The 14,865-nt window shown below is 69.8% G+C and carries 16 protein-coding genes; 6 read left to right on the top strand and 10 right to left on the bottom strand.

Translation table 11 applies throughout. From position 1 onward, the window contains the following. Positions 1–31 precede the first annotated feature (31 nt). A complete protein-coding gene (locus tag DMC64_RS12630) occupies positions 32–322 on the top strand; it encodes a 4a-hydroxytetrahydrobiopterin dehydratase (RefSeq protein ID WP_125733600.1) in 291 nt (96 codons plus the stop codon). A gap of 377 nt (positions 323–699) precedes the next feature. On the opposite strand, the gene DMC64_RS12625 is transcribed toward DMC64_RS12630, so the two are convergent. Continuing rightward, positions 700–1,038 carry a helix-turn-helix domain-containing protein gene (locus DMC64_RS12625; protein ID WP_037342472.1) on the bottom strand — a complete coding sequence of 113 codons (339 nt, stop codon included), beginning with the start codon at positions 1,036–1,038 and terminating at the stop codon, positions 700–702. A 251-nt stretch (positions 1,039–1,289) separates the two neighbouring features. On the opposite strand from DMC64_RS12625, the gene DMC64_RS12615 reads away from it, so the two are divergent. Continuing rightward, positions 1,290–1,664, top strand: coding sequence for a hypothetical protein (locus DMC64_RS12615; protein WP_125733599.1), 375 nt, complete (start codon positions 1,290–1,292; stop codon positions 1,662–1,664). A 91-nt stretch (positions 1,665–1,755) separates the two neighbouring features. Beyond that, a complete protein-coding gene (locus DMC64_RS12610; protein ID WP_125733598.1) occupies positions 1,756–3,117 on the top strand; it encodes a M20/M25/M40 family metallo-hydrolase in 1,362 nt (453 codons plus the stop codon). A 39-nt stretch (positions 3,118–3,156) separates the two neighbouring features. On the opposite strand, the gene DMC64_RS12605 is transcribed toward DMC64_RS12610, so the two are convergent. The 5 genes from DMC64_RS12605 to DMC64_RS12580 all read right to left on the bottom strand — a co-directional run bounded on the left by DMC64_RS12605 (position 3,157) and on the right by DMC64_RS12580 (position 6,764). Beyond that, on the bottom strand, positions 3,157–4,218 hold the full coding sequence (locus tag DMC64_RS12605) for an ankyrin repeat domain-containing protein (RefSeq protein WP_125733597.1): 1,062 nt from the start codon (positions 4,216–4,218) through the stop codon (positions 3,157–3,159). A gap of 12 nt (positions 4,219–4,230) precedes the next feature. Then, complete coding sequence (locus DMC64_RS12600) at positions 4,231–4,476, bottom strand: hypothetical protein (protein WP_125733596.1); 246 nt, start codon at positions 4,474–4,476, stop codon at positions 4,231–4,233. Positions 4,477–4,802: 326 nt separating this feature from the next. Then, positions 4,803–5,978 (bottom strand): DUF6357 family protein, encoded by a 1,176-nt coding sequence (locus DMC64_RS12590; RefSeq protein WP_125733595.1) that lies wholly within the window; start codon positions 5,976–5,978, stop codon positions 4,803–4,805. Positions 5,979–6,006: 28 nt separating this feature from the next. Beyond that, entirely contained in the window at positions 6,007–6,474 is a 468-nt protein-coding gene (locus DMC64_RS12585; protein WP_125733594.1) for a DUF6357 family protein, read from the bottom strand. Beyond that, a complete protein-coding gene (locus DMC64_RS12580; protein ID WP_125733593.1) occupies positions 6,471–6,764 on the bottom strand; it encodes a hypothetical protein in 294 nt (97 codons plus the stop codon). The genes DMC64_RS12585 and DMC64_RS12580 overlap by 4 nt, the downstream gene beginning before the upstream one ends. 42 nt (positions 6,765–6,806) lie before the next feature. Between DMC64_RS12580 and DMC64_RS12575 the strand changes: the two genes are divergently transcribed. Next, positions 6,807–7,175, top strand: a complete 369-nt coding sequence (locus tag DMC64_RS12575; RefSeq protein WP_125733592.1) for a hypothetical protein — start codon at positions 6,807–6,809, stop codon at positions 7,173–7,175. Position 7,176: 1 nt separating this feature from the next. Here DMC64_RS12575 and DMC64_RS12570 read toward each other — a convergent pair whose 3' ends face one another. Together DMC64_RS12570 and ychF are read right to left on the bottom strand one after the other, a co-directional pair. Next, complete coding sequence (locus DMC64_RS12570; protein ID WP_038508474.1) at positions 7,177–7,503, bottom strand: hypothetical protein; 327 nt, start codon at positions 7,501–7,503, stop codon at positions 7,177–7,179. Positions 7,504–7,523: 20 nt separating this feature from the next. Continuing rightward, positions 7,524–8,606 (bottom strand): redox-regulated ATPase YchF, encoded by a 1,083-nt coding sequence (gene ychF, locus DMC64_RS12565; RefSeq protein WP_037340910.1) that lies wholly within the window; start codon positions 8,604–8,606, stop codon positions 7,524–7,526. Positions 8,607–8,711: 105 nt separating this feature from the next. Between ychF and DMC64_RS12560 the strand changes: the two genes are divergently transcribed. Next, a complete protein-coding gene (locus DMC64_RS12560) occupies positions 8,712–10,157 on the top strand; it encodes a DNA-3-methyladenine glycosylase 2 family protein (RefSeq protein WP_125733591.1) in 1,446 nt (481 codons plus the stop codon). Positions 10,158–10,167: 10 nt separating this feature from the next. Further along, positions 10,168–10,668 carry a methylated-DNA--[protein]-cysteine S-methyltransferase gene (locus DMC64_RS12555; RefSeq protein ID WP_125733590.1) on the top strand — a complete coding sequence of 167 codons (501 nt, stop codon included), beginning with the start codon at positions 10,168–10,170 and terminating at the stop codon, positions 10,666–10,668. An 85-nt stretch (positions 10,669–10,753) separates the two neighbouring features. On the opposite strand, the gene DMC64_RS12550 is transcribed toward DMC64_RS12555, so the two are convergent. Together DMC64_RS12550 and DMC64_RS12545 are read right to left on the bottom strand one after the other, a co-directional pair. Continuing rightward, the gene (locus DMC64_RS12550; RefSeq protein ID WP_125733589.1) at positions 10,754–13,705 is read right to left on the bottom strand and encodes an AAA family ATPase; all 2,952 of its coding nucleotides are present in this window, start codon (positions 13,703–13,705) and stop codon (positions 10,754–10,756) included. Beyond that, a complete protein-coding gene (locus tag DMC64_RS12545; protein WP_037340902.1) occupies positions 13,702–14,853 on the bottom strand; it encodes an exonuclease SbcCD subunit D in 1,152 nt (383 codons plus the stop codon). Before DMC64_RS12545 ends, DMC64_RS12550 begins: the two co-directional genes overlap by 4 nt. Between the last annotated feature and the right edge of the window lie 12 nt (positions 14,854–14,865).

Below are 14,865 nucleotides of genomic sequence, written 5' to 3'. Positions count from 1 at the left end.
AGCGTAGCCGACGGCGTACCACCATGGAGTCATGGCGGAAATCTTGAACGACCAGCAGGCCGACGAAGCCGTGACCAAGCTCTCCGGCTGGACCCGTGACGGCGTGACGATCGAGCGGACGGCGAAGCTGCCGAGCTTCCCCAAGGCCATCGAAGCGGTGGACAAGGTGGCCGAACTGGCGGAGGCGGCCGACCACCATCCCGACATCGACATCCGCTGGCGGACGGTGACGTTCCGGCTCAGCACGCACTCCGCCGGAGGGCTGACGGAGAAGGACTTCTCGCTTGCGTCGCAGATCGACGAGGTACTCGCCGGCCTGTGACGTCCGCTACGACCGCGCCACAACCCCGCTTCTCGGACGTCACCCCGGTAGGGACACAACGAGAAAGGACGAGTGATGACGCAGGCGATCGTGGTGGGGTTCTCGGCGTTCGGCGCGATGGTGGCGGCGGCCGCCGGAGTGCTCTGGTACACCGCGCGCGAACGGCATCACCAGCACGATCAGTGATCTTGATCACACCGGCGCTTCGAAGGTAACGCGGAGCCTGATCAACGCGCTGTTCCGGGCGGACCTGTCGCTTCTCTCCCCCGGGGAACCGCCGTGAACAACGCCTCCATCACCGCCGCCCAGCGCGCCTGGGTGACCACCTTCGCCGCCGCCATCACGCTGCTGACGATCGTCGTACTGGGCCTCCTCGGCTAGCCGGAGTACGCCTCACGGGCGGCGACGAGCTCCGGAAGGTGCTCCGCCGCCCATTTGCGGCACGCCTCCATCGGCTCGAACAACGTCCGGCCGAGCGGGGTGAGCTCGTACTCCACCCGCGGCGGCGTCTCGTCGTACGCCGTCCGCGTGATCATGCCGTCGCGCTCCAGAGCCCTGAGGGTCTCCGTGAGCACCTTCGACGTGACTCCCCTCAAGGGCACCCGCAGCTCGGAGAACCGGCGCGGCCCTTCTTCCAGGCACTGCACGACCAGGCCCGCCCATTTGTCGCCGATCCGGAACGGGGTCAGGTTCGACGGACAGCCGGGCGCGAACATGTCGGGACTCAACGGCTTCACCCGTTCGAAGTTACCCTCGCCCACGCCGCCAGTTCGACAGCCGCTTCGCGGTAGGTGCGCGAGCCGGTGGACATCGCGATGACCAAGTCTTACGCGGCGCGCTGCGGCCTCTTTGGTATCAGGAGGTCGTACGCAAAACCGCGTAGGCCTGATTGCCGCTTCCGGGCCGACGCCCCCAGCCGCCGTGAGCGGGACTCTTCAGTGGTCTTGAACCCAGTGAGGAGCTCGCCATGAACCGTTCCACCGCCGCCGTCGCCAACGCCTTCTTCCTCTTCGTCGGCGTCGCCGGCCTGATCATCCAGATCGTTTCGGGCGTCCCGGGGTTCCCGGACATCCCGCCCGGCCCGTTCATCCTCGGCGTGACCGGGATCCTCGTGCTGACGCTGGCCGCCAGGTACCGGTGGATCCTCTTCCTCGGCGTCGCCGCGCCTACGTTCATCCTCGTCGGCGCGCTGCTCGAAGGGTCGTTCTGGGGACGGCTTGCCAACGTCGGCGACTTCGGGCCCTTCGTCGGGACCGTGCTGCTGATCGGCGGGGTGATCGCCGCGGCGGTCTCCGGCGTCGTCGCCGTCTCGGCGGCCTACCGCCGGGCCGCCGTGCGCTGAACCGGAAAAAGGGGACGATCGGAGGTTGCTCCGGTGACCGGCGCGCTATTGGCTACTCGGACGAGTTTCTTCGAGAAGTGAGGGGTGTTCCATGGCAGGTCTGCGCAGACGTGAGGTGCTCGCGGGCGCGGTGGCACTGGCGGGCGCGGCGACGATCGGGTTGAACCCCGGCACCGCCGCCGCGGCCACGCAACAACGTCCGGGCGCGCAGTTCCCGCCGTCGCTGGACTTCGGCGACTATCCCGTGATCGCGCGGGTGCGGGCGCGGCGGGCGCTGGAGCATCTGCGGGTGCTCAGCGACAAGATCGGCCCCCGGATCGCCGGCACCGAAGGCGAACTGCGGGCCAGGGACTACATCGCGAAGGTGCTTCGCGATCTGCGCTACCAGGTGACGTTGCAGCCGTTCCCGATCGCCGACAAGTTCCTCGGCGGCCTGACGATCGGACGTGACAGCTGGCAGACCGGCTCGTCGCCGCAGGGCGCGCAGGACGTCACCCGCGAGGCCGTCGTCGTCGACGCCGGTGACGGCAGCACCCTGCCCGACGACCTGACCGGCAAGATCGTGCTGATCGCCGCCGTGGCGAACAAGGCCGACGCGTACCTGACGGCGGCGCAGCGCGGAGCGGACGCCGTGCTGCTCGGCCGGATCGGCGCCGACCCGGCCCGCAAGCTGTCCGCCTTCTCCCCGACGCTCGCCACCCCGGTCACCATCCCGGTGCTGGGCCTGGCCCAGGTGCAGGTGGAGCGCCTGCGCGAACGGCTCGCCAAGGGCTCGGTCACGGTCAAGGCGACGGCCACGCACCACAAGAACCTGACGTCGTACAACGTCATCGCCGAGCGGTCCGCCACGTTCCCCGGCAAGGACGAAGGCGTGGTCATGGTGACCGCGCACTACGACAGCGTCCCCGGTTCCCCCGGCGCCAACGACGACGGCAGCGGCACCGTGCTCTGCCTGGAGCTGGCGCGCGTCCTGCGGTACCTGCCGACGAACAAGACGCTGCGGTTCGCGCTGTGGGGTTCGGAGGAGTACGGGCTGATCGGCTCGCGGCACTACGTCAAGAACCTGTCCGACCCGGAGGCGCAGCGGATCGCGGGCTGCTTCCAGAACGACATGGTCGCCACCAGCTGGGACCCGGCCGTCACCTACTGGCTGCTTTCGGTCGACGGTGCGGACAACGCCACGACCGCGGCCGTCAACGCCGCCGCCAAGCGGCTCGGCTACGACCCGCGGGTCAAGGGCCCGGTGGCGCGCGGTTCGAGCGACCACGTGCCGTTCTTCGAACGCGGGATCGCTTCGGGCAACTTCAGCTGGCGTGGCGAAACCGGCCCGGCGCTGCTGGAGCCGACCTACCACACGCCGGAAGACACCATCAAGGACAACGTTTCCCTTGAGCGGCTTCAGGTTTCGCTGGAGCTGATCGGTTCCGCCGCGTACAGCCTGCTGCGGAAGTGAGGCTCGCCGGGTGTCCTCATCGGGGGCACCCGGCACTCCTCAGCGTGTGTAGTCCACCGCTCCCAAGGCGATCGGGGCCGGATTCTTCGCGACCCAGGCGACGGCGAGTTCGCTCAAGCGATCGAGGTGGTCGTCCGCCCCGCGGCCCGATCGGATCTGCTTGGCGATCTCCTTGGCCTCTCGGAGTTCTTCCTCACCGAGAGGTTCGCCCTGCGCGAGGAAACCCGGGAACGCGTCGGCCATCGCGCGATAGGCACGATCCCAGTTCGCCCCGCCGTTGCGGAACATCTCGTCGGAGATCCGGCCGGTGACGCGGATGGCCTCGCACTGCACCGTCGCGCCCGCACCGCTCGACGGCACGAGAAGCTCCCACAGCGCTTTGTGCCGCTCCTGCCAGGATCCGTCGGGCACGACGATCGGCGAAACTCCGTCGTGCTTCGACCGCCGCGCGACCGGCTCGACCTCGAAGATCCGGTACAGCTCGCTGAGCGCGGCCTCGGTCTCTTCGAGGAAATCCCGGTTGAAGGTCTCGCGGTGGAACTCGAAGCCACTACCGATCCGCTCGACCTTCTCGCGCATCTCGGCCGTGATGCTCGCTCCGTGGTCGAGCAGCAGCTTCGCGATCTCGGCGGACTCGCGGAGGTAGGCGTTTTCCGTACTGATCAGGCATCGCATCAGCAACGAGTCACCGCGCCTGTCGTGAATCGCGGTCGACGCCCCGTGCTCGATCAGCACTCGCACGGACTCGGCCCTCAGCCTCTCGACCGCCACCTGAAGCGGCGTTTTCCCGGAGGTGTCGGCCGCATCGATGTCCGCGCCGAGCGAGAGCAGCAAAGGAATCTGCTTCGTAACGCCGCGGGAAGCCCGCGCGTGAAGCGGTGTCCTGCCGTAGCTGTCCGGGGTGTCGACGGCGAGCCCCTGCCCGGTCAGCCAGACGACGAGCTCGTCCGGGCACTCCGGAAAGCCGATCGCGGTCCCTTTGCTGTAGCCGCCCCGCGCGTCGATCTCGCATTTGCCGAAGACGGCTTTGAGTTCGTCCACCGATGCCGAGGTCAGCATCTCCTGGAAGTCCTTGGGAAGGGTCTTTCGCTTTCGTGCCATCGTCTTCGCCTTTCAGCCGAGCTTCGGGCGCAGCTGTTCGCGCATCGTCCGGAAGTTCTTCGGCTTCACGGCCCAGCGATCCTCGTCGGTGTCCTCGAACGTCACCTCGTACTTACCGGCCGTCCGGTCGAACTGCACGAGGATCTTCACCGGCAGCTTGTCGCCGGGGCGGTAGTAGCCGCCCCGGTACGCGTCCACCGCGGCTCCCGTGGCATCGACCAGCGATCTGACGAGATCGACGGTGTCGTCGTTCGGCACTGTTCTCCTCGGATTCGGTTACCGCGCGGCTGCGGAGATCCTACGATCCCGGCCATGAACGGCGTGCTGACCAGCGTGGTCGCGATCTCCGGCACCTTGGCCGGTTCGACCCTCACGTACCTGCTCGGATTGCTGAACACGCGGCGAACGGAGCGGACCGCGCACTGATCCGGCAAACGCGGGGCGACGGCCGATCACGCGCGGCTCCCCCTGCATCGAGCTCCGGATCTCGCCGCCGTGAAACAGTATGAAGAACGCAGCCAGGAAACCTTGTCCGTGTTCATCCGAACCGCCGGGCGGCAAGTCCGGGGCCTTCCCTGACGAGGTCACGACCAGCGCTCGAGCTCGGCGTCGATGCGGGGGTCGGTGCGGACCCACACTTCCCCGGTGGGGGCGCCGGGCGGGGCGTCGACGCGCTCGAGTCCGAGTGTCCGGACCAAGGCCAGGAGCTCGTCCCGCGCCTCACCCGCGTCCTCGACCGTGTCGCCGTCGAAGAAGACGTAGTGCACGTCCCAACGATCGTTGTACCCGGAGTCGGCCCAGATCTTGCAGAGGCGATCCACCGTCTCCTGGTCGAACGGCGCGGGCTGTTCCCGCGGGGCCGCGGCGAACCCCTTCTCGATGTCCTCGTCGCTCCACCACGCCACTTCCTCCGCGACCGCGGCGGGGGTGAAGTCCTCCAACGAGAGAAGACCTTCCAGCAACCAGCCGACCCCGGTCTCCCCGAGGTCCAGTCGCGACTCCTGCAGCCGGGCCACCAGTCCTTCCGACATGGCGCATGGTCCCGAGAAGGTGAAGATGCCACCGGCTGCCACCAGGCCGCCGACCTCGAGCGTCGTTTCCGTCTCGGGCGCGTCCTTCACCATGGCGAGGAGGTCCGCCGGCACGCCGTCATACAGGTCGGCCTGCGCCTGCGGGTCTTCGTAGAAGTTGAGCGCGCTGGTGTGGTCGAAGGTCGTCACCAGGCCGCGTCCGTCGGCGGTGAACCAGGCGTTGACCGTGTCGCCGCCGCCGTTGCCGAAGCCGAAGTGCGTGACCCCGTCGACCGTCGTCGGCTCGTGTCCGTCGATGACGGTCAGGATCTCGAGACGACGGCGCAGCTCGCGCGGGTGGGTCCGCCGGAGCACGGACCCGTCGAACTCGAAGCGCAGCCTCGCCCGGTCGAGGGACGCGACGTCCGGCAACCACGGCCCGCTGCGGTCGAGCGCGGCCGAACCCCCGCGGACGAAGTTCGCCACCTGGCTCCGGTAGTCGCCGCCGTTGGTGACGAGGCGGTACTCGACCCGCGAGTCCTGCGCGCCCTTGATCCGGCAGATGGTGCCGGCGTCGTACATGAGCAGCAGCGCCTCTTCGTTCTCCTCGTCCTCGATGCAGAACGTGGCGTTGTCTTCGGCACGGTGCCGGCCGACGAACTCCCGGAACGCGTCGGGCGCGGATCGCGCACCGCCCGGCACCCACTTCTGCTCGTTTTCCTTGTCGTCACTGAAGGTCAGTGGCCTCATCGTCGTCCTTCCGAACACGGCGGGAAACTCATCGGGCGCGCCCACGGTTGGCGTCGTACCGCTGGACGAGCGACCAATCGGACCGCTCGGTCGCGGAACCCAACGCGGCGAAGAGCCGTCCGCGCCCGAGCAGTTCGACGTCCGCGCCCTGGGCGACGAGCCGCCGTACGTCCCAGCGGATGTCCTGGAAGAACAGCTCCACTTCGGCGGGCGCCCCGAGGAGGATCGGGTCCAGCAAGGCGACCGCCGCGCGTTCGTCGAGCGGCCGCCGGATCCCGGCGGCCGAGCAGAGCGGCAGGATCGCGCTCCACAGCAGCAGATGCCGGACCAGATCGCCGCGGATCACCGCGAAATGGGCTTCCGAGATCGGGAGGGTGAACCTGCGGGGATCATGGTTGGCGTCGGCTCCGGCGCCGAGTTCGAGGACGAGCTCGCCGTTCTCGCGGATCACTCGCGGGATCCAACCGTTCTCACGGGAGAAGAGGACCTCGGTCATGACGCCCAGCCTCGGGCGACCTGGCCGAGAACGTCGACGATCTCGCGCGACACGACCTCCAGCTGACCGCGGCTGCCGATGATCGGCCGAGGGTAGGGCGGGTCCGGTTCCGGCTCGCCACGGGAAAGGCGGATGGCGCGCGCGATCGCGTGCGGCATCTCGGGCTCCCCCTGCCGCTCGCCGCTAGCGAGCACCGCCAGGCGGCACTCCTGGGAGTCGAGTCCGCGTCCGAGCTGGACCGTCAGGCTGCACACGACACCGCCGGCGGTCAGCAGGGCGGGGCTCGTCATGCGGTTCATCCTCGGTCCGTGGCGGCGTGCTCGAATGGCCGCATGAAGAAGACGAAACGGCGGCCGTTGCGGTTCCTCGTGATCGCGCGCACGGCGCCCGGCCACCACCCGCACCCCATGGAAATGGCCGTCAACCCGGCAGGCGCCGCTTCCCGTTTCTCGATCTCGGTGGGCCCGCATCCGGTGAACGCGGGCGGACAGGTTCCGCTCTCCGCTGTGCTCGACGAGACGCGGACCGGGCTCAATCCGCTCTGGGAAAAGGACTTCGACGCCGCCGAGCTGCACTGGGCGGTTCCGTTCCTAGTCCGGCTTCAGGCCGGTGAGGACGTGGCGGACGAGATCGTGGCGGCCTACACAGCGCGGCACGGCGAGGCACCCGCGACGATGTTCCAGGACCGCTACGGCGTGTGATTCACCCGTCGGACTTCCAGGAGCGTGCGCGAAGAGCCTCGAAGTCGCCGTCGATGAACTCCTTGGCGATCGCGAGCGCCTCGTCGCGGTCGGCGTAGTCGAGGGTGCCGACGACCTCCCCGCCGCGTTCCGCCTGCTGGAAACAGACGGAGCGGCGGGTGAACTCGACGAACCAGTCGTCGCTGTCGTTGATGTCGACGACGACGTGCTCGGCATCGTCATCGTCGTTGAGCGCGTCGAGCAGGGCGCCGAAGGCCTCGACGGAGATGTCGTCTTCGATCTGGACGCCCCAGCGATCGATGAACGAGACGTCGCGATCGGCACTCATGCCCTTGACTCCTCGGGGAATCAGACGTTGAAGCGGAACTCCACCACGTCGCCGTCCGCCATGACGTAGTCCTTGCCCTCCATGCGCACCTTGCCGGCGGACCGGGCGGCGGCCATCGAGCCGTTCTCGATCAGGTCGTCGAACGAGACGACCTCGGCCTTGATGAAGCCGCGCTCGAAGTCGGTGTGGATGACGCCCGCGGCCTGCGGGGCGGTCGCGCCCTGCGGGATCGTCCAGGCGCGCGACTCCTTGGGCCCGGCGGTCAGGTACGTCTGCAGGCCGAGGGTGTGGAAGCCGGCGCGCGCGAGGGAGTAGAGGCCCGGCTCGTGCTGGCCGACGGACTCCAGCAGCTCGCGCACGGACTCCTCGTCGTCCAGTTCCAGCAGCTCGGCTTCGACCTTGGCGTCGAGGAACACCGCGTCGGCCGGGGCGACCAGCTTGGCCAGCTCCTCGCGGCGCGACTCGTCGGTGAGGATGCCTTCGTCGGCGTTGAAGACGTAGAGGAACGGCTTCGTGGTGAGCAGGCTCAGCTCGCGCAGCGCCTCGAAGTCGACCTCCTTCTGCGCCTGGAAGAGGGTGCGCCCGGCGTCGAGGATCTCCTTGGCCTTGACCGCGTTGTCGAGCGCGGGCTTGTTCTCCTTCTTCGTCCGCGCTTCCTTCTCAAGCCGCGGCAGCGCCTTCTCCAGGGTCTGCAGGTCGGCGAGGATCAGCTCGGTGTTGATCGTCTCGATGTCGCTGCCCGGGTCGATCCGGCCGTCGACGTGGATCACGTCCGGATCGTCGAACACGCGGATGACCTGGCAGATCGCGTTGGCCTCGCGGATGTTCGCGAGGAACTTGTTGCCGAGGCCCGCCCCCTCGGACGCGCCCTTCACGATGCCCGCGATGTCCACAAAGGACACGACGGCGGGCACGGTCCGCTCGGAGCCGAAGACCTCCGCGAGCTGGTCCAGCCGCGGGTCCGGCAGCGGGACGACGCCGACGTTGGGCTCGATCGTCGCGAACGGGTAGTTCGCCGCGAGCACGTCGTTGCGGGTCAGCGCGTTGAACAGGGTGGACTTGCCGACGTTGGGCAGGCCGACGATGCCGAGGGTGAGACTCACGGGCCAGAAGTCTACGTGCCGCCCGCCGCCCCATCCGCCGAGGCCTTGATCGCCGTGTCGGATTTCCGCCAGCCACGCCTCCGACCTGGTGGCACGATCGATGTCATGACCGAGCAGACCCTGGCCGAACGGGCCGTGTGGCGCGACACCGAACGGTGTTACCGCGCCGTCGCCGCCCGTGATTCCCGGTTCGACGGCCAGTTCATCATGGCCGTCGCCACCACCGGGATCTACTGCCGTCCGTCCTGCCCCGCGTCGACGCCGAAGCAGCAGAACGTCCGCTTCTACCCGACGTCGGCGGCCGCGCAGTCGCACGGCTTCCGCGCCTGCCGCCGCTGCCTGCCCGACGCGGTCCCCGGCTCGCCCGACTGGGACATCCGGGCCGACCTCGCCGCACGGGCGATGCGGCTCATCTCGGACGGCACCGTCGAACGCGACGGCGTCCCGGGGCTCGCGCGGCGGCTCGGCTATTCCGAACGCCAGCTCGGACGCGTCCTCACCGCGGAACTCGGCGCGGGTCCGCTGGCGCTGGCCAGGGCGCACCGGGCGCACTCCGCGCGGCTGCTGATCGAGATGTCCGGGCTTCCGCTGACGGACGTCGCGTTCGCGGCCGGGTTCTCCAGCGTCCGCCAGTTCAACGAGACGATCCGAGAGGTCTTCGCGACGACGCCTTCGCAGCTTCGGGCGGCGAGCCTGCGGCGTCGCAAGGCCGAGGAGCTGCCGACCGGGACCCGGCTGAGCCTGCGGCTGCCGTTCCGGAAGCCGTTCGACGCGGACGGGGTGCTGGACTTCCTGGCCGACCGGGCCGTCCCCGGCGTCGAGCACGTGACGCGCGACGATTCCGGGGTGACCGGCTATGGCCGCACGCTGCGGCTCGCGCACGGCACCGGCGTGGTGTGGCTGACGGCGAAGGACGACCACGTCCGCTGCGACCTGCGGCTCACCGACCTGCGTGACCTGAGCAGCGCGGTCGCGAGGGTGCGGCGGCTGCTCGACCTCGACGCCGACCCCGAGGCGGTCTCGCGGGTCCTCGGGGCCGACCCGGCCCTCGCACCGCTGGTCGAGGCGATCCCCGGCATCCGGGTGCCCGGCGCGGTCGACGGCGACGAGCTCGTGCTGCGCGCGATGCTCTCCCCCGCCGAGACCGCCGCGCTCGCCGAGAACCTCGGCGAACGCGTGCCCAACTGCGACGAGTCACTCGAAGGGCTGACCACGGTGTTCCCGACGGCGGCCCAGGTCGCCGAACACGGCCCGGAACGGGTGGCCGCGGTGGCCCGCGCGCTGGCGGACGAGGTATTGGTCCATGTCGGCCGCGATCCCCTGGAGCTGCGGGCGGAGCTGCTGGAACTCCCGGGAATCGGGCCGGAGATCGCGGACTACGTCCTGATGCGGGTGCTCGGCGCGCCCGACGTCCTGCTGACCGGGGATCCGGCGCTGCGCCGTGGAGCGGCGGCGCTGGGCATCCCCGACGACGAAAAGACGCTGGCCGAACGCGGACGGGCCTGGCAGCCCTGGTCCTCGTACGCCGGCATGTACCTACTGCGCGCTTGAAAGGAAAACCATGAGCATCGCGTATTGGTCCACAATGGACACGAAGATCGGTCCGTTCACCGCCGTCGTGGCGGGTGACGGGGCCGTGCTCGCCTCGGGCTGGACCGGCGACGTCGCCGAACTGACGCCGCTGATCTCGCCGTCGCTCGCCCCCGGCGAGGTGAAGGAGCGACGGGATCTGGGGCCGGTGAGCACCGCGATCCGCCGGTACCACGACGGCGACCTGGACGCCGTCGCCGATGTCGAGGTGCGGCAACGGTCCGGCGCTTTCCGGGAGCACGCTTGGGAAATCCTGCGGAAGGTGCCCGCCGGAGAGCCGGTGAGCTACGCGGAGTACGCGGCGCTGGCGGGGAATCCGGCGGCGGTGCGGGCGGCCGCGTCGGCGTGCGCGAAGAACGCGGCGGCGTTGTTCGTGCCGTGCCACCGGGTGGTGCGGACCGGCGGCGGTGTGGGGAACTTCCGGTGGGGTGTTCCGGCGAAGCAGTGGCTGCTGACCCACGAAGCGGCCTGATCTCGCGCGTCCCGAGTGTCATGAAAGGGTCGTTCAGGACAAAAGATGTCCTGAACGACCCTTTCATGACACTTCAAGGAGCGGGTCAGGCGGCGTGGATCTCCACCGAAGAGCCCGTACGCGCCTTCCGCACGCGTAGCCGCGTCGGGATCCGCTGCCGCAGCTCCTCCACGTGCGACACCAACCCGACCACTCGCCCTCCAGCACGAAGCTCGTCGAGGATGTTCATGACGATGTCGAGCGTCTCGGCGTCCAGCGTGCCGAAGCCCTCGTCGATGAACAGGGTGTCCAGCAGCGCTCCGCCGGTTTCGGCGGCCACGACGTCGGCGAGCCCCAGGGCCAGCGAGAGCGACGCGAGGAAGGACTCGCCGCCTGACAGCGTCTTCGCGGGCCGGATGGTGCCGGAGTAGTCGTCGAGCACGTCGAGCCCGAGGCCGCCGCGGGTGCCCCGCGCGCCGGCCGCATCGGAGTGCACGAAGGAGTAGCGGCCCTGGCTCATCGTCCGCAGCCGCGCGGTCGCCGCGACCGCGACCTCCTCCAGCCGCGCGGCCAGCACATAGGAGCGCAGCGACATCTTCCGCGCGTTCTGGCCACGCCCGTTGACCACCTCGGCCAGCGCCTTCAGTTCCAGGTACCGCTCTTCGACCGGCGCCAGATCCGCCATCAAGGACGTCATCCGCTCGGCCAGTTTCGTCAGGTCGGCGTGCCGTGACGTGGCCGTTCGCAGCGCCACGAGCGCCTGCTCGGCCTCGCCTCGCGTGTCCCGCGCCGCGTCCGCCGAAGCACCGACGTCGATCTCGTCCTCCGGCGAGATGCCGAACAGGTCGGGCTGCGCGAGTTCCTCGCGGGCGGCCCGCTCCATCACCTTCGCGTCGGCGAGGCTGGCCTCCAGTTTCGTGATCTGCTCGTCCGGCCGCGCGGCGGCGCGCATCTCGTCGAGATCGGCGAATCCCTTGGCCAGCAACGCTTCCTTGACCAACTTCGCTTGCTCGTCCCGCCGCTCACGGGCACCCGCGACACTTAGCCGCGCTTCGGCGAGCGCATCGAGGCGGGTCGCGACGCCGAGCAGATGCCGCCGCCGGGCGGCGACGTCGGCGAACTCGCCGCGTGCGCTCTCCAACCGCCGCTCGCGTTCGGTCAGCCGCTCCGTCAGACCGCGTACCTCGGTCGCGATCTCGACCGCGCGACGCTCGGCCGCCCCGCGCTGTTCGGTCAGCTGCTCGATCTTCCGTTCCAGGGCGACGACCTGTGTCTCGAGCTCGGGCCGTCGGCGTGCGGTTTCCGACAGCGTGGCGACCAGAGCGCGCGCCTCGCCGAGTTCGGTCCGCAGGGTCTCGGCGGTGTGGTCACCCAGCCGCTCGATCAGGACGGTCAGGCGGCTTTCGGCCTCCTGCAACGCGGCTTTCGCCTTCTCACGCCGCGTATGCGCCTGCTGTTCCGCGATTTCGGCGCGGCGTTCGTCCTCGGGATCGACCAGGCCACCGGTATGCGTCGCCGGCGACGGGTGGTCCGTCGCGCCGCAAACCGGGCAGTCCTCGCCGTCGTGGAGACCGGCGGCGAGTTCGGCCGCCATCCCTTCGAGACGCCGCTCCCGCAGGTCCAGCCGGTGCTGCCGGGCCTGCTGATGGCCGTCCACGGCCTCGCTAACCGTCACCCGGGCCCGCTCGACGACCTGCTTCACCCGAGGCATCTCGTCGGCGTCGCGGGCCAGCGCGGTCAGCTCGTCGACACGAGCGCGAGCGCCGTCGAGCCTCGCTTCGGCTTCGGCGGCAGCGGCCGCTTCGGCACGCAAAGCCGTGACCTTCTCCGGCGCGGCACCCAGTTCGGCGGCGAACTCCTCGGCCTGCTTCTCCGCCTTACCCGCGGCGGCCGTCAGCTGCTCACGCCGGACCAGATCCTGTTGCTGCTGCTCGCTTTCCGCCACGAGTTCGGCGAGCGCGCCCGCCTCTTCCCGTAAAACACCCGCCCGAGCGCGCAGTTCCGCGGCGGAGCTGTCCGCCGCGTCAGGAACCTCCTTGGCCCGAAGAGCCTCGGCGGCTTCGGCCTCCGCGAGCTGGTCCAGCCTGCGTTCGAGGAGATCGGCCTCGGCGACCACCCCGGCCGCGCGATGGGCCGCCTCGACCTCTTCCGCCCATTCCGCCCGTTGGTCCGCCTGCTCGGCGATCACCGAAAGCCGCGTGTACGCGGTGCGCACGCGGCGGATCCGTTCAGCGGTCGACCGGTTCTCCTGCCAGACGGCCTCGGCCTTCTTCGCCGCAGCACGGGCCTTCGTGTCACGTTCCTGTGCCTCGCCGACGCGGCGCGCCGATTCGGCCAGCACCTCGTCGACCCACTCGGCCTGCCCCTCTTCGGGCGCTTCCTGCCCCGCGACCTGCGCGAACCGGGCGACCCATTCCCGCAGCGACTGCTGCCGGGCCTGCAACTCGCGGCCGCGTTCGGCACGCAGGTTCGCGAACCAGTCCTCGACGTCCGAGAAGCGCTCGGTGCCGAACAGACGCTCCAGCAGCTCCTCGCGCTCGGCGGTGTTCGCGCGCAGGAACCGTGCGAATTCGCCCTGCGGCAACAGGACCACCTGGAAGAACTGCTCGTGCGTCATGCCGATGAGCCGTTCGACCGTGCGCGCGACCTCGTCGATCCGTGTGATGCCCTCGGCCACGTGGCCGGCGGGTACCGTGCCGACCCAGCTGAGCACCGCCTTCGCCTGCTGGACGGTCATCCCCTCGCCCCGGCGCTTGGGCCGCTGGTACTCGGGGTTGCGCGCGATCCGCATCCGCTGGCCCTGCACGGTCAGTTCGAGGACGACCTCGGTGACCTGATCCGGCTCGGCGAGGTCGCAGCGCAGCCGTTTGACCTCGCCGCGAGCGCCGGGAACGGTGCCGAACAAGGCGAACGCGATCGCGTCGAGCAGCGTCGTCTTCCCCGCGCCGGTGTCACCGTGCAGCAGGAACAGCCCGTCCGCGCCGAGTGCGTCGAAGTCCACCACCTCGCGGCCCGCGTACGGACCGAAAGCGGCGACCTCCAAGCGGTGCAGTCTCATACTTCGCGCTCCCTGCCCGCCGCGCCCAGCGCCGCCAGCACCAGCCGCTCCTCGCTCTCCGACGGCGCGGAGCCCCGGCAGTCCTCCAGGAAGCTGCGGGTGATCTCGACGTCGGACCGCCCGCGGACGGCTTCGGCGTATTTCAGCGCGGCCCCGTCGTGCCCGCCTTCCGGCTGCCAGTCCATGTGCACCGCGTACGGGAACCGCTCACGCAGTTTGCGCATCGCGTCGATCGGGCGGACCCGATCGGTGACCGTGAAAGAGAGGAAGTGTTCGGTGAGGCCGTCGTGCTCCGGATCCGAAAGCAGCTCCGCCAGCTCGCCGCGCAGCATCGCGAGATGCCGCGGCACCGGCAGTTCGTGGCGCCGGACCTCGGCCAGCCCGTCTGCGCCGAGTTCCACGAGCCAGACCGATTTCCGTTGGCGTGTCTCGGAAAACGAGTACGCCAGCGGGCTGCCCGAATAGCGCAGGTGCTCGGCGAGGGTCTGCGGGCCGTGCAGGTGGCCGAGCGCGACGTAATCGACGCCGTCGAACACCGAACCCGGCACCTGCTCGACGCCGCCGACCGCGATGGTCCGCTCGGATTCGGTCGGCTCGCCGCCGGTGACGAAGGCGTGCGCGAGCACCACCGACCGCGTCCCGGACGGCCGCCCGGCGAGATCCTCCCGGATCCGCCGCATCGCTTCGGTGAGAACGCCGGTGTGGCCGCGGGCCTCGGGGACGCCGAGGGCGTGGCGCGCGGGCTCCGGTTCCAGATACGGGATGCCGTAGAGGGCGACCTCGCCGTGTTCGTCGGGCAGCAGCACCGGCTCGGCGAGCCCGTCGATCGTGGCGCGCAGATGCAGCCCGCCCGCCGCGGCGAATTCGGCGAACGCGCCCAGCCGCGGCGCGGAGTCGTGATTGCCCGGGGTCATCACCAGTTTCGCCCCGGCCTGCCGGATCCGGCCCAGCGCCGTGGTGGCCACGCGGACGGCCTCCGCCGAGGGCACCGCACGGTCGTAGATGTCGCCGGACACGAGCACGACGTCGACCGACTCGGCGACCACGAGCTCGGCGAGATGACCCAGCACGGCTTCCTGTTCGGCGAGCAGATCGGCGCCGTGGAAGGTGCGGCCGATATGCCAGTCGGAGGTGTGCAGGAGCTTCACGCAGCCCAAGGT

The sequence above is a fragment of the Amycolatopsis sp. WAC 04197 genome, from assembly GCF_003947475.1.
In the GTDB taxonomy this organism is placed as follows: domain Bacteria; phylum Actinomycetota; class Actinomycetes; order Mycobacteriales; family Pseudonocardiaceae; genus Amycolatopsis; species Amycolatopsis japonica.
Note: the sequence above shows the minus strand (reverse complement) of the source record. Positions and strands in the feature narration are given on the sequence as shown.